The organism is Virgibacillus sp. JSM 102003 (assembly GCF_041949995.1).
Lineage (GTDB): Bacteria > Bacillota > Bacilli > Bacillales > Amphibacillaceae > Lentibacillus.
In genome coordinates this window covers 92,719-110,630 of record NZ_JBHFQH010000004.1, presented here as the reverse complement: position 1 = coordinate 110,630, position 17,912 = coordinate 92,719, and the positions used below count along the sequence as shown (strand labels likewise).

Annotated in this window: 22 protein-coding genes; all 22 read left to right on the top strand. The window is 36.7% G+C overall.

From position 1 onward, the window contains the following. The first annotated feature begins 6 nt into the window (after window positions 1-6). Window positions 7-1,398, top strand: a complete 1,392-nt coding sequence (gene hslU, locus ACE1TG_RS05975; RefSeq protein WP_375051453.1) for an ATP-dependent protease ATPase subunit HslU — start codon at window positions 7-9, stop codon at window positions 1,396-1,398. Window positions 1,399-1,425: 27 nt separating this feature from the next. Continuing rightward, window positions 1,426-2,205 carry a GTP-sensing pleiotropic transcriptional regulator CodY gene (codY, locus tag ACE1TG_RS05970; protein WP_375051452.1) on the top strand — a complete coding sequence of 260 codons (780 nt, stop codon included), beginning with the start codon at window positions 1,426-1,428 and terminating at the stop codon, window positions 2,203-2,205. A gap of 688 nt (window positions 2,206-2,893) precedes the next feature. Then, window positions 2,894-3,292 (top strand): flagellar basal body rod protein FlgB, encoded by a 399-nt coding sequence (gene flgB / locus ACE1TG_RS05965; RefSeq protein WP_375051451.1) that lies wholly within the window; start codon window positions 2,894-2,896, stop codon window positions 3,290-3,292. A gap of 2 nt (window positions 3,293-3,294) precedes the next feature. Next, complete coding sequence (gene flgC, locus ACE1TG_RS05960) at window positions 3,295-3,750, top strand: flagellar basal body rod protein FlgC (RefSeq protein ID WP_375051450.1); 456 nt, start codon at window positions 3,295-3,297, stop codon at window positions 3,748-3,750. A gap of 18 nt (window positions 3,751-3,768) precedes the next feature. After that, entirely contained in the window at window positions 3,769-4,074 is a 306-nt protein-coding gene (gene fliE, locus ACE1TG_RS05955; protein ID WP_375051449.1) for a flagellar hook-basal body complex protein FliE, read from the top strand. A 241-nt stretch (window positions 4,075-4,315) separates the two neighbouring features. After that, window positions 4,316-5,911 (top strand): flagellar basal-body MS-ring/collar protein FliF, encoded by a 1,596-nt coding sequence (fliF, locus tag ACE1TG_RS05950; protein ID WP_375051448.1) that lies wholly within the window; start codon window positions 4,316-4,318, stop codon window positions 5,909-5,911. Between the two features lie 14 nt (window positions 5,912-5,925). Beyond that, a complete protein-coding gene (gene fliG / locus ACE1TG_RS05945; protein ID WP_375051447.1) occupies window positions 5,926-6,936 on the top strand; it encodes a flagellar motor switch protein FliG in 1,011 nt (336 codons plus the stop codon). Window positions 6,937-6,961: 25 nt separating this feature from the next. After that, entirely contained in the window at window positions 6,962-7,693 is a 732-nt protein-coding gene (gene fliH, locus ACE1TG_RS05940; RefSeq protein ID WP_375051446.1) for a flagellar assembly protein FliH, read from the top strand. Next, the gene (gene fliI / locus ACE1TG_RS05935; protein ID WP_375051445.1) at window positions 7,690-9,003 is read left to right on the top strand and encodes a flagellar protein export ATPase FliI; all 1,314 of its coding nucleotides are present in this window, start codon (window positions 7,690-7,692) and stop codon (window positions 9,001-9,003) included. Before fliH ends, fliI begins: the two co-directional genes overlap by 4 nt. Next, entirely contained in the window at window positions 9,003-9,449 is a 447-nt protein-coding gene (gene fliJ / locus ACE1TG_RS05930) for a flagellar export protein FliJ (RefSeq protein ID WP_375051444.1), read from the top strand. The genes fliI and fliJ overlap by 1 nt, the downstream gene beginning before the upstream one ends. Before the next feature lie 5 nt (window positions 9,450-9,454). After that, a complete protein-coding gene (locus ACE1TG_RS05925; RefSeq protein ID WP_375051443.1) occupies window positions 9,455-10,054 on the top strand; it encodes a MotE family protein in 600 nt (199 codons plus the stop codon). A gap of 36 nt (window positions 10,055-10,090) precedes the next feature. Next, the gene (locus tag ACE1TG_RS05920; protein ID WP_375051442.1) at window positions 10,091-11,473 is read left to right on the top strand and encodes a flagellar hook-length control protein FliK; all 1,383 of its coding nucleotides are present in this window, start codon (window positions 10,091-10,093) and stop codon (window positions 11,471-11,473) included. Further along, window positions 11,474-11,983, top strand: a complete 510-nt coding sequence (gene flgD, locus ACE1TG_RS05915) for a flagellar hook assembly protein FlgD (protein ID WP_375051441.1) — start codon at window positions 11,474-11,476, stop codon at window positions 11,981-11,983. It abuts the gene before it with no gap. A 1-nt stretch (window position 11,984) separates the two neighbouring features. Next, window positions 11,985-12,356, top strand: a complete 372-nt coding sequence (locus ACE1TG_RS05910) for a TIGR02530 family flagellar biosynthesis protein (protein ID WP_375051440.1) — start codon at window positions 11,985-11,987, stop codon at window positions 12,354-12,356. 92 nt (window positions 12,357-12,448) lie between these two features. After that, complete coding sequence (flgG, locus tag ACE1TG_RS05905; RefSeq protein WP_375051439.1) at window positions 12,449-13,339, top strand: flagellar basal body rod protein FlgG; 891 nt, start codon at window positions 12,449-12,451, stop codon at window positions 13,337-13,339. A 48-nt stretch (window positions 13,340-13,387) separates the two neighbouring features. Further along, window positions 13,388-13,609, top strand: coding sequence for a flagellar FlbD family protein (locus ACE1TG_RS05900; protein WP_375051438.1), 222 nt, complete (start codon window positions 13,388-13,390; stop codon window positions 13,607-13,609). Beyond that, complete coding sequence (gene fliL / locus ACE1TG_RS05895; RefSeq protein WP_375051437.1) at window positions 13,599-14,021, top strand: flagellar basal body-associated protein FliL; 423 nt, start codon at window positions 13,599-13,601, stop codon at window positions 14,019-14,021. Before ACE1TG_RS05900 ends, fliL begins: the two co-directional genes overlap by 11 nt. Window positions 14,022-14,058: 37 nt before the next feature. Next, on the top strand, window positions 14,059-15,051 hold the full coding sequence (gene fliM, locus ACE1TG_RS05890) for a flagellar motor switch protein FliM (RefSeq protein ID WP_375051436.1): 993 nt from the start codon (window positions 14,059-14,061) through the stop codon (window positions 15,049-15,051). Next, window positions 15,041-16,192, top strand: coding sequence for a flagellar motor switch phosphatase FliY (gene fliY / locus ACE1TG_RS05885; RefSeq protein WP_375051600.1), 1,152 nt, complete (start codon window positions 15,041-15,043; stop codon window positions 16,190-16,192). Before fliM ends, fliY begins: the two co-directional genes overlap by 11 nt. A 26-nt stretch (window positions 16,193-16,218) precedes the next feature. After that, window positions 16,219-16,581: a response regulator gene (locus tag ACE1TG_RS05880; RefSeq protein ID WP_375051435.1), complete on the top strand. Its 363-nt coding sequence runs from the start codon at window positions 16,219-16,221 to the stop codon at window positions 16,579-16,581. A gap of 16 nt (window positions 16,582-16,597) precedes the next feature. Then, window positions 16,598-17,242: a flagellar biosynthetic protein FliO gene (locus ACE1TG_RS05875; protein ID WP_375051434.1), complete on the top strand. Its 645-nt coding sequence runs from the start codon at window positions 16,598-16,600 to the stop codon at window positions 17,240-17,242. Continuing rightward, complete coding sequence (fliP, locus tag ACE1TG_RS05870) at window positions 17,235-17,900, top strand: flagellar type III secretion system pore protein FliP (RefSeq protein WP_375051433.1); 666 nt, start codon at window positions 17,235-17,237, stop codon at window positions 17,898-17,900. The genes ACE1TG_RS05875 and fliP overlap by 8 nt, the downstream gene beginning before the upstream one ends. Window positions 17,901-17,912 lie beyond the last annotated feature (12 nt).

The following is a 17,912-nucleotide window of genomic DNA, read 5'->3' as shown; positions in this document are numbered from 1 at the left end:
TGAAATATGAGTATTGATTATACGCCAAAACAAATTGTGGGTCAGTTAGATAAGTATATAATTGGTCAGGAAAATGCAAAAAAGTCGGTTGCTGTGGCATTAAGAAATCGGTATCGCAGAATGAAACTTGATGAGTCAATTAAAGAAGAAATTGTACCGAAGAATATTTTGATGATTGGACCAACTGGAATAGGTAAAACGGAAATTGCTCGCAGATTGGCTAAATTAGTCAATGCACCATTTGTCAAAGTAGAGGCAACAAAGTTTACTGAAGTTGGTTATGTGGGTCGAGATGTAGAATCAATGGTTCGTGACCTGGTTGAAATGTCTATGCGGATGGTAAAGGAAGAGAAAATGAGTGAAGTCATGGACAAAGCAGAGGATGAAGCTAACAAAAAACTTGTTCAATTGCTGGTACCTCAAGCGAAAAAGCAAAATAGTATGAAAAATCCATTTGAAATGTTATTCTCGACCGAGGAAGAGAATGATGAGGGTGAAAATACACCAAAAGATGAGGAAATTAAAAACAAACGTAAGCGGGTAGAAAGTCAGCTGTCCCTTGGGGAGTTGGAAGATAATCTTGTGACAATTGATATTGAGGAAGTGCCACCATCCATGTTCGATATGCTTCAGGGGTCAGGAATGGAACAAATGGGCACTAACATGCAAGATGCTTTAGGTCAATTTATGCCTAAGAAAAAGAAAAAACGTAAACTGCCTGTTTCTGAAGCAAGAAAAGTTCTAACACAACAAGAGGCACAAAAACTGGTAGATATGGAAGAGGCTGCACAAGAGGCAGTGCATCGTGCTGAGCAATCAGGTATACTATTTATCGATGAGATCGATAAAGTGGCAGCGAAACAGGATAATTCCGCAAATGTTTCTAGAGAAGGGGTACAGCGTGATATTTTACCTATTGTAGAAGGATCTACCGTCGTAACAAAACATGGTCCTGTAAAGACGGATCATATGCTTTTCATTGCCGCAGGTGCATTCCATATGGCAAAACCTTCTGATCTAATACCTGAATTGCAGGGAAGATTTCCAATCAGAGTAGAACTTGAAAAGCTTTCTGTTGAAGATTTTAAACGAATTTTAAAAGAACCATCAAATGCTTTGTTAAAACAATATACTGCTTTAATTAAAACGGAAGGTATAAATGTTGTATTTACGGACGAAGCTGTAAATAGACTGGCAGAAATTGCCTATCAGGTTAACCAGGATACAGATAATATTGGTGCAAGAAGACTTCACACTATTTTAGAAAAACTGTTAGAAGACTTATCGTTTGAAGCACCGGATATTAATATGGAAACAATTAATATTACGGAAGAATATGTCGATAAAAAATTAAGTAATATTATTAAAAATAAAGATTTAAGTCAATTTATTCTATAAATCGAATTAACGAAATGGAGGATCATTATGGAACTTTTAGATCGCGCAAGAAAAATTAACGCAATGCTGCAAAAAGCTACAGGAAAATCGGTGAACTTTAATGAGATGTCTGCATCCTTAAGAGATGTAATTAAGGGTAATATTTTTATCCTGAGCAGACGAGGAAAGTTATTAGGTTTCGCTATTAACCAGGAGATTGAAAACGAACGTATGAAATCTATGCTGGAGGAAAGACAATTTCCTGAGGAATACACAGATGGGTTATTCAATATTCATGAAACAACTGCAAACCTTGATATTGATAGCCGTTATACTGCATTTCCAGTCGAAAATCGTGAATTATTTAGTAATGGTTTAACTACTATTGTCCCTATAATCGGTGGAGGAGAGCGACTTGGTACCCTTATACTAAGCAGATTAAATGATAGTTTCAGTGATGATGACTTACTTCTTGCTGAATATGGATCAACTGTAGTAGGTATGGAAATTTTGCATGAGAAAACAGAAGAAATTGAAGTAGAAGCAAGAAGTAAAGCTGTTGTACAAATGGCAATTAGTTCTCTGTCTTATAGTGAATTAGAGGCGATTGATCATATCTTTGAAGAATTAAACGGTAACGAAGGACTACTGGTTGCGAGTAAAATTGCAGACAGAGTTGGAATCACCAGATCAGTCATTGTTAATGCTCTAAGGAAACTTGAGAGTGCTGGCGTAATTGAGTCCCGCTCACTGGGCATGAAAGGTACTTATATCAAAGTATTAAACAGTAAATTCCTCGTAGAATTGGAAAAATTACGTTCAAGATAATGTATTCATACAAAAAACGGTTATCCCTAGAGGATAACCGTTTTTTAATGGGGGGAATTAAGAAACTAGAATAAAAGCGAAAGCGCCTGTTCAACGCCGTATGGACTGTGCTCAGCGCTGCGGATAGGTCGACGTTGCAAAGGATGCACGAAGAGCGTAAGCTGCCCCACAGGACGTCGGGTAGTTCGACGTTGCCACAAGATGTGGTGGTTTCAGTCGAACATCCTTTATTTATTATCGTAGACAGGGGAGGGAAGTTCACTAGGCGCTAGGTGCTGGCCGGTGAGAACGACACATCCTGTAGCATCAACGGTACTAGTACGTCCTGTACGTCGGAGTTGGACGTCGCTGATTCTGATGTCCATTGTCCACAGCACTTAAATTTTACAATTTCCAATACAATAAATAAATTCTAGTTAATAAGCGTAACTAGAATTGATATTACTACTGTATTTCTAAAAAAATTTTTAGAGGGTGATAATCACAATAAAATTATTATTTAATATCGATTTTTGGTATTAAAAGTAAATTTAACATGTATAAAGTCCTAGATAAATTTAACTAATTTTTTTTCCCAAAGAGAAAATTGTCGAAATGTGATAGACTTTAAATGCGTTATAAATTACAATGTTCGTATACATATAATAGTTTATGTCCGTCTTTTTATAAAAATTTTGGAGGAATTGCAATGGAATTATTTGGTGGAACGTTCCAAACATTAGAAAACTCTCTTAATTATGCATCGGCTAAAAATCGGACAATTTCAAGTAATATCGCAAATGTCGACACACCGAATTATAAATCGAAGGACGTTGTTTTTAAAAATGTGTTAAACGAAACACTAAATACGTCCATTAAGACAAAGCGAACACATCCTGAACATATTCCTTTTAATAATGTAAATTCAACCCGTTCGTTTAAGACGGTTACGAACCAGAACACGATGTATAGCCACAACGGGAATAATGTTGACATTGACAAAGAAATGTCTGAGTTAGCAAAGAACCAAATTTATTACCGAAGTTTGGTAGACCGTATCAACGGTAAGTTCAGTAGTATTCAAACGGTAATTAGAGGAGGTAGATAATTATGTCAATGTTTAATGCAATTAACACAAGTGCAAGCGCATTAACAGCACAAAGACTTCGTATGGATGTTGTTTCTTCAAATATTGCTAATGCTCAAACAACTAGGGCTACAATAAATGAAAATGGTGAGTATGAGCCTTACCGACGAAAAATGGTCGTTATGGAACCAAACGGACAAAATTTTAAATCTTTTTTACATAAAGCTACTAATTCACCATCAGATCAGGGTTCTGGAGTCAAAGTGTCAGAAATTGTTGAAGATGACGAGCCGTTTAAGGTTGTATATAACCCTAATCATCCGGATGCTGATGAAGCAGGTTACGTAGAAATGCCAAATGTGGACCCTTTAAAGGAAATGGTAGATTTAATGAGTGCAACTAGATCATATGAAGCGAACATCACATCAATGAATGCAAGCAAAAATATGCTGTTAAAGGCACTTGAAATAGGAAAATAATAACGAAGGAGTTATTTTATGAACCCTTTAATAAATGGAGTAAATCAGCCTGCAATAACCAATACAGAAACAGCCAGGCCATCAATTTCACCGGGTGAAGCCCAGAGTAACTTTGCAAATTCGTTAAAAGCAGCGATTGAACATGTGAACGATACACAAGTTGCTTCAGATACAAAGACTAAAGAAATGGCAACAGGTGATGTAGACAATTTACATAATGTTATGATTACAGCACAAAAAGCCAGCGTTACATTGGAAACATCTGTACAAATACAACGTAAAGTAATTGATGCTTATAAAGAAATTATGCGTATGCAGATATAAAGGAAACTATCTTTTCTAAAAATACAAAAGGCCAAGATTTTGTTTAGCAGATGAGAAAGTATTTGAATCTTTTTTAATTACATAAGTGCAACTAGACTTTTGTTATTAAAGAAGTGTATGAGAGTATATTTCTGCGCTCAAATCTATAAAAATATTCAAACGATTTTTATGAGGTCCTAATAGTAGCTATAGAATGGTAAGGTAGTTTTTAAATAGAAATTGGAATTTGGCGGGGGAATATATGAAGGAAAAATTATTGAAATTCAAAGATACAGCTAAATCTTTTTGGACCAAACGAACGAAAGGTCAAAAAGGAATATTTATAGGTTCTATCGTAATAGTTGTTGCTTTGATTACAGCAATAATACTGTTTACATCTGATTCTAAGCTAGTTCCTTTATATAGTAACCTATCTTTACAGGAAGTCGGTCAAATTAAAAGTGAATTAGATGCACGAGGTATTCCTTATGAACTGGAAAGTGGAGGTACAACTGTCACCGTACCGGAAAGCAATGTGAATTCACTACTTGTTGATCTTGCAGGACAAGGTATCCCTAACAGTGGTAATATTGATTACTCTTTTTTCAGCGAGAATGCTTCATGGGGGATTACCGACAATGAGTTTAGCATGATAAAGCTGGATGCTATGCAAACAGAGTTGGCTAACTTAATAAAAGGTGTAGAAGGAATTGAAGATGCAAAAGTCATGATTAATATGCCCAAAGAGCCTGTATTTGTCAGTGAATCGGGGCAGGATGCTAGTGCTTCAATTGTTATTAATACACAACCTGGCTATCAATTTAAAGGAAATCAAATTGACTCATTATATCATCTAGTATCAAAAGCTGTTCCTAATCTGCCGCCTGAAGATATCGTTATTATGAATCAGTATTTTGAGTACTTCGATAGAAATACACAAAATGGTGTTGCCAATAAGGATACATATACATATCAGCAGGATGTAAAGAAGGATATAGAACGTGATATACGGCGAAGACTCCAACAAATGCTTGGAACTATGGTTGGAATGGATAACGTCATCGTTTCTGTAACAGCTGATGTTGACTTCACACAGGAAAACCGAGTTGAAAAACTTATCGAGCCAGTTGATGTAGAAAATATGGAAGGTTTACCGGTTAGTATTGAAAGCATTCAGGAAACTTACACAGGAAACCCTCCGGTTGGTGGAACAGGTGGGACTGGTGAAGGTGACATACCTAATTATGAGGCAACAGAAGAAGGTCAAGATGGTGATTACGAACTATCGAAAGAAACTATAAATAATGAATATAACCGTATTCGTAAAGAAATTGTTGAAAGCCCTTATAAGATTCGTGATTTAGGAATTCAGGTAGCCGTCGATGAAGTGAAAAGTAAGAATGGGGATGAGGTTCAATATTTATCGAATCAGGAACAAGAAACAGTTTCTGCTGGAATGACATCAATTTTAAATTCTATCATCCGTACATCAATAAATGGAGAATACGGGGAGGTTCAGCCTGAAGAAAAGACATCAATTGTATTTCAGGAATTCAGTGAAAGTGCAGATACAGCACAACCATCTAACCCTGTTATTCCATTATGGATGTATATAGCTGGCGGCATATTATTAGCTATTATTATCTTATTAGTCTTCTTGTTAGTACGGAACCGCAAGACGGATGAAGAGGAAGTAGTAGAAGGAAAAGTGGAAACTGAAATGAGTGAGGAACTTCCGGAAATTGGTAATGAACAGAATTCTGAATCGGTAGTACGTAGAAAACAACTAGAGAAAATGGCTAAAGAAAAACCAGAAGAATTTGCCAAACTTTTACGAAGCTGGATCGCGGATGATTAAGGAGGTAATAGAAAATGGCAAAACAATCAACTCTTACAGGTAAACAAAAAGCAGCTATTCTCTTAATCTCCATGGGTCCGGATGTATCTGCACAAGTATATAAACATTTGTCAGAAGAAGAAATTGAAAAATTAAGTCTGGAAATTTCTTCAGTAAAAAAAGTAGAGTCCAATACGAAGGAAGATGTTCTTGATCAATTTCATCAAATAGCATTGGCGCAGGATTATATTACACAAGGCGGGATTGGCTATGCAAAGTCGGTGCTCGAGAAAGCTTTTGGGCAGAATGAGGCGACCAACATCATAGAACGCTTAACATCGTCATTACAAGTCAGGCCCTTTGATTTTGCACGTAAGGCTGACCCGCAGCAAGTGTTAAATTTTATTCAGCATGAACATCCACAAACAATCGCACTTGTATTATCTTACTTGGATCCGGAACAGTCGGGACAAATATTATCCGAGTTACCACAAGAAATGCAGGCAGAAATTGCTAAACGAATTGCAACAATGGATTCAACTTCACCTGAAATCATAAGTCAGGTAGAGCAAGTACTAGAACGGAAAATTTCTTCTTCGTTAACAGAGGACTATACACAAACTGGTGGTATTGCCGCCGTTGTTGAAGTATTAAATGGCGTAGATAGAAGTACTGAGAGAACAATTTTGGATGCTCTTGAAATTCAGGATCCAGAATTGGCTGAAGAAATCAAAAAACGCATGTTTGTTTTTGAGGATATTGTTGTATTGGATAACCGTGCAATTCAACGTGTTATTCGAGAAGTTGAGAATGAAGATTTACGTCTCTCTCTAAAAGTTGCTAGTGATGAAGTGAAGGATATAGTCTTCAGTAACATGTCTCAACGGATGGCAGAGACGTTTAAAGAAGAAATGGAATATATGGGACCTGTTAGGCTGAGAGATGTGGAAGAAGCGCAAACAAGAATTGTCGGGGCCATACGTCGCCTAGAAGAGATTGGAGAGATCGTTATAGCCCGTGGTGGAGGTGACGATATCATTGTCTAATATTTTTTCAAGTCAGTCATGTACTATGAAAGAAAAACTTATTAAAGTTAGACCGATTGAGGTGAAAAGTCAGGATAATGCTCAAACCTCCCTAAGTACAGAGGCTGAGCAGAAGAATATACAGTCTGAAATCAGCCAAGCACATGAAAGGCTTCAGCAAATAAAGGAACAACAAGATTCCTTACTGCAACAGACGAAAGCGGAAATTGAAGAAGCTAAAGAAAATTGGAAAACAGAAAAAGAAGCCTATATTAAACAGGCTCAGGAAGAAGGGTTTAAGAAAGGCTTTGAACTCGGGCAGCAAGAGGGGAAAGGTCAGTATGAGGAATTGCTGGCAAATGCTAATAAAATCGTAGAAACTGCAACTAAAGATTATCACGCTACTATCGAACAAAGTGATGAAACAATAGTAGAGCTAGCCGTTCATGCTGCAGAAAAAATTATTAAAAAAGAGTTGAAGGAGAATCCGGAATCTTTCATCTCAATTGTTAATGCAGCAATTAAAGAGATAAAGGATCAGTCGGAACTTTCGATTTATTTACATCCAAGTAACTATGAAATGGTGATGAAGCAAAAAGATGAGATTGTCCAACTTGTTGACAAGGATTTAAATGTATCAATCTATATTAATGAACAATTAAAAGAAGACAGCTGTTTGATAGAACACCCCTTTGGACGAATTGACGCTAGTATAGATGTGCAACTCCAGGAACTGCGTGAAGTATTACATGAGGTCAATATGGAGAGTGACCAATGACTACAACAAAATTTTTAGATGCAATTGATCAAGCGGATACATTAAAACGGTATGGGAAAGTATTGCGGGTTGTAGGACTAATGATTGAGTCTCAAGGACCAGACGCGAATATCGGTGAAGTTTGTCTGATTCATAGCTCAACTAATAAAAAGCCAGTCATGTCTGAAGTAGTTGGCTTTAACAATGAAAAAATAATTCTAATGCCGTACGCGCAGGTGACAGAAATTGGTCCAGGGTGTTTAGTTGAGTCCACTGGTAAACCCCTGTCAGTCAAAATCGGGCGTGGTTTAATCGGGAAAGCAGTTGATTCACTTGGCAGGTGTTTGGATGAATCGAAACTTCCAAAGGGATTGTCAAGTTATTTAACAGAACAATCACCACCAAACCCGCTATCTCGTGCGCCTATATCTGAGCCAATTCAAGTAGGGGTTAAGTCAATAGATTCATTGCTAACAGTAGGTAAAGGACAAAGGATAGGGATATTTGCAGGCAGTGGAGTTGGTAAAAGTACTTTACTTGGCATGATTGCCCGTAATAGCAGTGCAGATATAAATGTGATTGGTTTGATTGGTGAGCGAGGCAGGGAAGTTCGAGAGTTTATTGAGAATGATCTTGGAGAAGAAGGATTAAAAAAGTCTATAGTAGTCGTAGCAACATCTGATCAGCCAGCTTTAATGCGAATAAAAGGTGCTTACACCGCAACAGCAATCAGTGAATATTTTCGAGACATGGGTTTCCAAGTAAATCTGATGATGGATTCTGTAACAAGGGTTGCAATGGCACAACGAGAGGTTGGTTTGGCAACTGGAGAGCCACCAACAACAAAAGGGTATACACCATCCGTATTTGCTACACTGCCAAAATTGTTGGAACGGACAGGAACAAGTAAAAAAGGGACGATAACCGCTTTTTATACAGTACTGGTAGACGGGGATGATATGAATGAACCAATTGCTGACACTGTTCGGGGAATTTTAGATGGCCATTTTGTATTAGATAGAGATTTAGCTGAGCAAGGCCAATTTCCTGCTATTAATATTTTAAAGTCGATAAGCAGGGTAATGAATCAGGTTTCAAGTAAACAACATTTGGAAGCAGCACAAAAAATCAGGACTTTAATGGCTACTTATGAAGAGAATAATGAATTGATTCAAATTGGTGCTTATAAGCGGGGAACAAACCAGGAAATCGATAAGGCGATATCATATCACCCCAAGATCCAGGAGTTTTTAAAGCAAGAAATTTTCGAATACCATACACTTGAAGAATCAATTAACCAGATGCAAAAGTTGCTTAATGGAGGAATTTGATGGCAGAAACAGTTGCATTATCCAAAATATTAAATGTACGTGAGAATGAAAAGAGAGATGCACAGAAAGCATATCAGCAATCCATTGATTTCTTTGAGGAAATAGCTACACAGTTGTATAACCTGCTAAGAAAAAAAGAGGTAGCCGAGGAATCATATGAAGGTTACCTTCACCAAACAACCCCAATAGATAGAATTAAAGAGCAAGTAGCATATATAGAAATTTTAAATAACCAGATTATGAAACTTCAGCATGACGTGCAAAAAGCAAGAAATGAAATGGATAACAATCATGAGAAACTCACCAATGCACATGTTGAAGTGAAAAAATTTGAAAAAATCATTGAACACAGGCACAAGGAAGATGAAGAGCTTATCAAAAAGAATGAAAATGCTCAAATGGATGAAATCTCGATGCAACAGTATTTCAACCAGAAGATTAGGTGAGAAGAATGGCAAAGGATAATATAAAACAACAAAATAAAACAAATCCGTTTCTATGGTTCTTTTTTGCAATTGTTATTCCATTAATTGTTGCAGTAACCCTAGCTGTCATTATATTTACAGTTGCTGGTGTTGATGTTGTTGGTTGGGCTAAAACCACTGGAAATAGTATTCCGGTTGTATCTACCATGATCACGACAGATAAAGAAAAGAATGAACAGCGAGAAGATCAGAAGACAAAGGATATTATTGCTAGTAAAGATGAGAAAATAGAACAGCTGAATCAGAAAGTTTCCAACCTCGAGTCTACCATCGGACAATTGGAACAGGAAATTGTCAAACTGGAGAACAGTAACTCCAATGAGAAATCGAGCGAATCAGAAACTTCTGATGATGAAGCCGAATCAGGAAATAAATCAATTAAAGCAATCTCGTCATCCTTTAATGAAATGGATAGTGAACAAGCTGCATTAATTATTGAAAATATGGAACAGGATTTAGCTGTAGGAATTCTAAAACAAATTCCAAATGATGTTCGTGGCGGAATTTTCGAGAACATGGATCCTGACCTAGCCGCTGAATTGACTCAGTTGTTTGTAACTAACTAACTCCAAACTGGCTTAACTTGAAAGGGGGTGAGAAAATTGAATGCGATTGGAACGAATTTTCAGCAAGTGATGCAAACAAGGGATATAGTAGAGCAAAATTCCGGCAAGCGACCTTCTAATAAGGAATCTGTTTTCCAAGATCTGTTGGCAGGCACAACACAGAAGAATAGAAGTCAACTAAGAAACCAGGAAGATGAACAAAATGACCTTTCTCTAGTTAAAATGCTAATGGGTACAAAAGATGTTCAAAAGCTCATTAACAGTGCTGTATCAAAAGACGAAGCAACACTAATTATAGAGCAGGCCTTTGATAAAATTAGTTCAGGTAAAAATGGTCCATTATCCAAAGATGAAGCAATGCAAATACTGGAAGATACAATTAGCAGTATTGAAATGGTTGGTGAAGGTGGAACATTAAAAGCACAAGTCATGCAAATGTTGGAAGGTGCAGTAGAAAAACTTACATCATTGCTGAATGGTAAAACAGAAGTAAAAGCAGCATCATTATTTGCTTTCATAGATCAGTCACCAATCTTAAGTGATAAAAATCTTCAAAAGCAATTTGAAGCATTGTTTGCAAAAGCTGAAAAGTTACTTTCACAAGTAACCGATCTGAAGAGTGCTTCCAAAGCATCTCCCGCATTGTTGAAGGTTTTAGAGCAATGGACAGCATTAGAGAAAAAGCAAAATACGAGTCAGACAATGATTTTACAAGACTTGCCTAAAAGCAGTAGTAAAGAACAGGCAGTTTGGAAGGAACTCTTACAATCTTTCCAGAAGCGGAATCAACTTGCTTCCAAATCACAGTACAATTCTGATGCAAAAGTAACAAGTAATGATGTAACTAAATGGTTGCAGCATACAGTTGGCAGTCAAACAAACAGTGATAAAGTATCCGGACAGCAATCCACGTCATTGACATCATCGGTTCCTTTGTCAAAGGTTGAACAATATGTCATTCATATGAACCAGAATCAAGATGCAAAGCCCGTTGATAAACAACTGATGGAACAGTTTCAAAGAGTTATGAAAACAAGCAAGTTTTTAACGATGCAAAATGGAACGTCACAATTAAATATCACGTTACGGCCTGAGAATCTTGGGGACATGATGGTTAAGCTAACACAAATGAATGGAGAAATGACTGTAAAGATAATGGTTAGTTCTCAAGCTGCTAAAGAAATGCTTGAGTCGAACATGTACCAGCTGAAGAACATGTTTTCACCACAACAGGTAGTGGTTGAAAAACAGGAAGTATCCTCACAGCAGGCACAAACGAATTTAAGTGAACAAGAGGAAGAGCAAAATAAAGGCGGAAATGAACAAGGACAGTCCGATCATTCTGAGCAGGATGAACATCAGGAGGAAGGAGATTTTGAGACACAATTTCAAAATATCTTAATGAATGAGAAAGTGTAGGTGAGAAACGTGAATTCAATTGATCCATCTCTTTATTTAAGTAATCAATCAACGGAGCGAACACCAAGTGCTGATCTTGGCAAAGATGGCTTCTTGAAAATTTTAATGACCCAATTGCAAAATCAGGATCCAACGAGTCCCATGAAAGATCAGGAGTTTGTTTCACAGATGGCATCATTCTCATCCCTGGAACAAATGATGAATATGACAAACTCGATTGATAGACTTGTGCAAAATCAAACGGTATCACCAATACTGAAAAATAGTCACATGATTGGTAAAGAAGTTTCTTATCAGGCTTATGATGAAGATACTGGGGAGAAGCTCGATATTGAAACAAGTAAGGTCACTGCAGTGAGTCAACATAATGGATGGGCTGTACTGGAGCTTGAGAACGGTGAAAAAATTTATGCAGATTCGATCACACAGGTAAGTGATCCAGATGCTAGTTCAGATAATGGTACTGACGAAGAAGAGATAGCAGGACCGTCCCCAGAAGGAAGTGAGTAACATGGACCGCATTAATCAGTTGCAGCAACATCATGCGATGCCATTACCACTTGTTAAAAAAACAGAAACGAAAAATGAATCAGCTAGCTTTAAGGATATTTTGGCAGGCGTACAACATCCTAAAATCAGTAAGCATGCCAAAGAACGCTTGAGTGAACGAAATATTACGATAAGTGAAACACAATGGCAGGCTATTTCAGAGAAAATGACTGAAGCGAAACAAAAAGGTGTTACTGATTCATTAGTTGTTACGGATAACGCTGCGCTACTTGTAAGTACTAAAAACAATACAGTTGTAACAGCAATGCAAAAGGAAGAAGCGATAAGTAAAATTTTCACAAATATTAACGGAACGATATTAATTCAAGATTAGGCTGGACCCGATTGGGAGGCCATTAAGCTGTTGAATGAATGACACAGCTAATAAATTAAAGGTGATAAAACCAATAAAGGGGAGAAATAAATATGTTACGTTCAATGTATGCGGGTATTTCCGGAATGAAAGGTTTTCAAACAAAATTAGATGTTATCGGCAATAATATTGCCAATGTAAATACTGTAGGGTTTAAAAAGGGACGTGTCACGTTTCAGGATATGATGAGTCAGATGTCATCAGGTGCACAAGGTGCAACAGATACTCGTGGAGGTGTAAACCCGGCACAGATTGGTTTAGGTTCACAAATGGGTTCAATTGATAACATTCATACACAAGGTTTCCGCCAAACAACGAATAGACCACTAGATTTTTCATTGGAAGGGGATGGAATGTTTGTTGTTGCTAGTGACTTGGAGAGAACTGGGCAGACTGAATTTGATCCAGAAAATGTGATTAGTAATATTGATTTGGAACAATCAAATGTCTCTTATACTCGTGCCGGCAACTTTTATCTAGACACAAATGGTAACATCGTAAACTCAGATGGTTTGTACTTAATGGGATATGCAGAAGATGGTAATGGTGGTATAAACACAGATAATAATTCTGTACTTAAAATTCCTGAAACAGCACAAAGCTTCAGTGTGCAGACTAATGGTACTGTAAATTACATTGATGCAGATGGTAATACACAAGTAGCCGGTCAAGTTGCACTAGCGAACTTTTCAAACCCAGCTGGTCTTCAAAAAGCAGGTAGTAACTTATATTTGAATACAGAGAACGCGGGTTATACCGGATTAGCCGAACCTGAAACTGATGGAGTAGCATCAATTGTCAGTGGTTCACTGGAAATGTCAAACGTGGACCTTGCTTCAGAATTTACTGAAATGATTACAGCGCAACGGGGGTTCCAGGCGAATACCAGAATCATTACGACATCAGATGAAATCCTGCAAGAACTTGTAAATTTAAAACGATAATGTAGGGAGGTAGGGGGTGTCAAGTTAAAAGGCACTCCCGCCATAATTATGGTTCAGCTTACTAGATTGAATGGGGAACTTTTTCTTTTAAATGCAATTATGATTGAACAGATTCAATCACATCCAGACACGACGATAACATTAATGAATGGTAAGAAACTAGTTGTTAAGGACTCTGAGTCAGATGTACAACAACTAGTGACAGATTATTATCGAAAAATCGGTTTAAATGGATGGTTTAATGAAGTGGGTGATGTTAATGAGCAGTAAATTAGGAAAAACGATGGTTACTTCCATAAGTATTTTATTATTAGCTGGTGTAGTTGCACTTATAGTAGTTTTAAATTTTACTGGTGAGAAAAATAGTGGAAAAGCACAATCAATCGATGAAATTATAAAAAATTCATACAAGACTTCCGAAATCACCACAGACTTAGAAGATGGCAGTTTTGTACGAATTCAATTTCAAATTATCACAGACAGTAAAGACGCGAAGGAAGAAGTTAAAAAAAGGGAATTTCAGCTTAAAAACATCTTAATAAAAGAACTGGCTAAAATGAATGAGGAAGATTTTAAGTCAGGATTATCAAATTTAGAAGATGTTGTCCAATTAGAGTTAAACAAGGTTATGACTGAAGGTAATATTACAGATGTGTACACAATAAATAAAATTTTACAGTAGTAAGGTAAATTTCTCCTGTTTGGAGGTGAGGTTTCAAGTGGAAGAAGTACTTTCGCAAAATGAGATTGATGCATTATTATCAGCGATATCTTCGGGCGAAATGAATGCAGATGAATTAATTAAAGAAGAAAAAGAGCAAAAGGTTCGAGTATATGATTTTAAGCGTGCACTTCGATTTTCTAAAGATCAGATTCGGAGTTTATCCAGAATTCATGAAAATTACGCCCGTTTATTAACGACTTACTTCTCTGCGCAATTAAGGACTTATGTAAATATCTCTGTTGCGTCTGTTGACCAAATACCTTATGAAGAGTTTATTCGGTCTGTCCCGAAAATGACCGTGTTAAACATGTATAGCTTAGCGCCACTTGAAGGCAGAATTTTAATGGAAGTTAACCCGAATATTGCATATGGAATGCTTGACAGGGTCCTTGGTGGTAAGGGAAATAGTGTTAACAAAGTGGAAAACTTAACTGAAATTGAGACAATGCTAATGTCTCAACTTTTTGAAAAAGCAACAGTTAACTTACAGGAGGCGTGGTCATCCTTAATAGAGATTGACCCTGTACTAGAGGACTTTGAAGTGAATCCGCAATTCCTGCAAATGGTGTCACCAAATGAAACAGTTGTGGTAGTTTCTTTGAACACCACAATAGGTGAAACAAGTGGCATGATTAATATTTGTATCCCGCATATTGTATTGGAACCTATTATTCCAAAATTATCAGTGCATTATTGGATGCAAACAGCTACTAAAAAGAGGGATCCTGAAGCATATGAAAAGTTATCCGACAATATTCAAACTGCTAATGTTGAAGCAAAGACATTATTAGGTAACACCAATATCAGCATTCAGCAGCTGCTTAACTTAGGCGCGGATGACATTATTGGGTTGAATCAGCCGATAGACCATCCATTAACGTTAGCAATAAATGATGAGCCTAAGTTCTATGTACAGCCTGGCAAATTTAAAAATAAGCTGTCAGTGCAAGTACTTGAAGAAATTAAAGGGGGGAACAATAATGAATGACGGCATGCTTTCCCAAGATGAAATAGATGCACTCCTGAAAGTGGGTGAAGAAGAGGACGAAATGGATAACCAAGTAAAAGATCAAAGTGATACTTTAAATTCTTTGTCTACAATTGAAATAGATACTCTGGGTGAAATAGGTAATATTTCTTTTGGAAGCTCGGCAACAACATTATCGACTCTACTAAATCAAAAGGTAGATATTACAACACCAAAAGTTTCTGTTATTAAAAATACAGAAATGAATAATGTGTTAGATTTTGATCATGTAAATATTAAGGTGAATTATGTAGAAGGTTTTAACGGCCAGAATGTACTAGTTATGAAATCAGAAGATGCTGCTGTAATTTCGGACATTATGCTAGGTGGTGATGGAGCTACTCCTGATAAAGAATTGAACGAAATACATCTCAGTGCTGTTCAGGAAGCAATGAATCAAATGATGGGAACAGCTGCAACGAGTATGTCAACAGTATTTGGTAAACGAGTTGATATTTCACCGCCAACTATTAATCTTGAAAAAACGAATGACAATGAAAGTGAAGAATCTATCACTAATGAGGAACATTTTGTAAAAGTTTCATTCCAGCTGCAAGTTGGCAACCTGATAGATTCCAATATAATGCAGTTGATACCTGTTCAATTTGCCAAGGAACTAGTTGATCAGCTGTTGAATACTTCTTCATCTGATGGAGAAAAAGAAGCAGCTGAAACAGGTGATTTGGACAAACCAAAAGTAAAAACAGAACAAATGGCTAATTCAGAACCGCAAAAGTCTGAGAGTGCACAATATCTTGGTGACACAATTGATCAGGATAATTCTTCTATTCAGCAAGCAACGTTCTCAAATTTTGAACAAGTTGAGCTAAACAAAAATGAACAGCGCAATCTTGATATGCTTTTGGATATACCATTAAAAGTAACGGTAGAACTAGGTCGTACAAAAAGGACCATTAAGGATATTTTGGAGCTATCGGCTGGCTCTATCATTGAATTAGACAAACTTGCGGGTGAACCAGTTGATATCCTGGTGAACGAAAAGTTAATTGCTAAAGGCGAAGTAGTAGTAATTGATGAGAACTTTGGTGTTCGTGTAACGGATATCAGCAGCAGGACTGACCGTTTAATGAAACTAAAATAATACTATCTTAAAGGGAGATTACTGCAATGGCAAAACAAATTTTAATAGTAGATGACGCAGCTTTTATGCGTATGATGATCAAAGATATTTTAAGTAAGAATGGATTTGAAGTTGTTGGTGAAGCACAGGATGGCGTAGAAGCAATTGAGAAATATAAGGAACTGAAACCTGATCTTGTTACGCTTGATATTACGATGCCAGAGATGGACGGATTAGCTGCATTAAAAGAAATAAAACAATTAGATGCTGATGCAAATATAATTATGTGCTCAGCTATGGGACAACAAGCGATGGTTATAGATGCTATTCAGGCCGGGGCAAAAGATTTTATTGTTAAACCGTTCCAGGCAGAACGAGTTGTTGAAGCAATCCAGAAGGCGCTAGATTAAGAAACGAGTGAGTATATTGAAAAAGAAAATAGGATTAGTTGTTTGTATTATAGCTTTCATTTGTACCATTTCGTATCCTGTGATTATCGAGGCGGAGCCTAGTGTAGAAAAATGCCTCGAGGAAGATGCAGATTGTACACAGACCAAAACAACTCCGAATGATGCCAAAAGTGATGAGGAATCCGGGGGAATGAGTAACGGATCTCTACTATTTAACTTGGTTAAGATGTTTTTTGCCTTACTTTTGGTACTTGGACTTATATACTTATTACTTAAGTTTTTAAGTAAACGTAATAAATTGTTTCAACAGGTCAAGGGCTTGGAGAACTTAGGTGGAATTTCAGTTGGACCTAATAAATCCATTCAGCTTGTTCGAATAGGATCCAAAATCTTTATCATAGGTGTTGGTGAAAATGTTGAAATGCTGCAGGAAATTAGTGAAGAAGAAGCAAAAAAAGAGATATTACATAATAATGAATCCAATGAAGTGCAAACAAAGTCATTATTAACCTCTATTTTTCAACAAAAAACAAATGCAGATGAAGAAACTCAATCTAATAAAGATTTTAAAAGTATATTTTCAAGTGAATTAAATAAATTGAAACAAAAAAGAGCAAGATTAATCAACCAACGTAAACAGAAGGAAGATAGACATGAATGAATTTGTAGATATGTTTTCTGGATCTGATCCTTCATCTGTTTCAACATCAGTAAAATTACTACTGTTACTTACAGTATTATCGTTAGCCCCAAGTATTCTAATTCTAATGACGAGCTTTACCAGAATAATTATTGTTTTGTCATTTGTCAGAACATCACTTGCTACGCAGCAGATGCCACCAAATCAAGTGTTAATTGGGCTAGCTTTGTTTCTTACTTTTTTCGTAATGGCACCAACATTCAGTGAGGTTTATGATGAGGCATTACAGCCGCTTTTTGAAGAAGAAATTACATTGGATGAAGCATATGATCGAGCAAGTACACCAATGAAAGAATTTATGTCGAAACATACACGGCAAAAAGACTTGGCATTATTTATGAATTATGCCGAAATTGACAAACCGGATAATATACAGGATATTCCGTTAACAACATTGGTACCAGCCTTTGCGATAAGCGAGTTAAAGACTGCCTTTCAAATGGGATTTATGATATTTGTTCCGTTTTTAATAATTGATATGGCTGTTGCGAGTGTTCTTATGTCAATGGGGATGATGATGTTACCGCCAGTAATGATTTCATTACCATTTAAAATATTGTTATTTGTGTTAGTAGATGGTTGGTACTTGATTACCCAGTCATTATTACAAGGGTTTTAAGGCAGGTGTTTA

What these genes read in the sequence shown, in the direction of transcription:
- ACE1TG_RS05910 (WP_375051440.1), top strand. Translation starts at nt 11,985, where the DNA reads ATGGACCGCATTAATCAGTTGCAGCAACATCATGCGATGCCATTACCA.
- flgC (WP_375051450.1), top strand. Translation starts at nt 3,295, where the DNA reads ATGTCAATGTTTAATGCAATTAACACAAGTGCAAGCGCATTAACAGCA.
- ACE1TG_RS05880 (WP_375051435.1), top strand. Translation starts at nt 16,219, where the DNA reads ATGGCAAAACAAATTTTAATAGTAGATGACGCAGCTTTTATGCGTATG.
- fliP (WP_375051433.1), top strand. Translation starts at nt 17,235, where the DNA reads ATGAATGAATTTGTAGATATGTTTTCTGGATCTGATCCTTCATCTGTT.
- hslU (WP_375051453.1), top strand. Translation starts at nt 7, where the DNA reads ATGAGTATTGATTATACGCCAAAACAAATTGTGGGTCAGTTAGATAAG.
- ACE1TG_RS05925 (WP_375051443.1), top strand. Translation starts at nt 9,455, where the DNA reads ATGGCAAAGGATAATATAAAACAACAAAATAAAACAAATCCGTTTCTA.
- fliE (WP_375051449.1), top strand. Translation starts at nt 3,769, where the DNA reads ATGAACCCTTTAATAAATGGAGTAAATCAGCCTGCAATAACCAATACA.
- fliF (WP_375051448.1), top strand. Translation starts at nt 4,316, where the DNA reads ATGAAGGAAAAATTATTGAAATTCAAAGATACAGCTAAATCTTTTTGG.
- codY (WP_375051452.1), top strand. Translation starts at nt 1,426, where the DNA reads ATGGAACTTTTAGATCGCGCAAGAAAAATTAACGCAATGCTGCAAAAA.
- fliJ (WP_375051444.1), top strand. Translation starts at nt 9,003, where the DNA reads ATGGCAGAAACAGTTGCATTATCCAAAATATTAAATGTACGTGAGAAT.
- flgB (WP_375051451.1), top strand. Translation starts at nt 2,894, where the DNA reads ATGGAATTATTTGGTGGAACGTTCCAAACATTAGAAAACTCTCTTAAT.
- fliI (WP_375051445.1), top strand. Translation starts at nt 7,690, where the DNA reads ATGACTACAACAAAATTTTTAGATGCAATTGATCAAGCGGATACATTA.
- fliL (WP_375051437.1), top strand. Translation starts at nt 13,599, where the DNA reads ATGAGCAGTAAATTAGGAAAAACGATGGTTACTTCCATAAGTATTTTA.
- ACE1TG_RS05900 (WP_375051438.1), top strand. Translation starts at nt 13,388, where the DNA reads ATGGTTCAGCTTACTAGATTGAATGGGGAACTTTTTCTTTTAAATGCA.
- fliG (WP_375051447.1), top strand. Translation starts at nt 5,926, where the DNA reads ATGGCAAAACAATCAACTCTTACAGGTAAACAAAAAGCAGCTATTCTC.
- fliH (WP_375051446.1), top strand. Translation starts at nt 6,962, where the DNA reads ATGAAAGAAAAACTTATTAAAGTTAGACCGATTGAGGTGAAAAGTCAG.
- flgG (WP_375051439.1), top strand. Translation starts at nt 12,449, where the DNA reads ATGTTACGTTCAATGTATGCGGGTATTTCCGGAATGAAAGGTTTTCAA.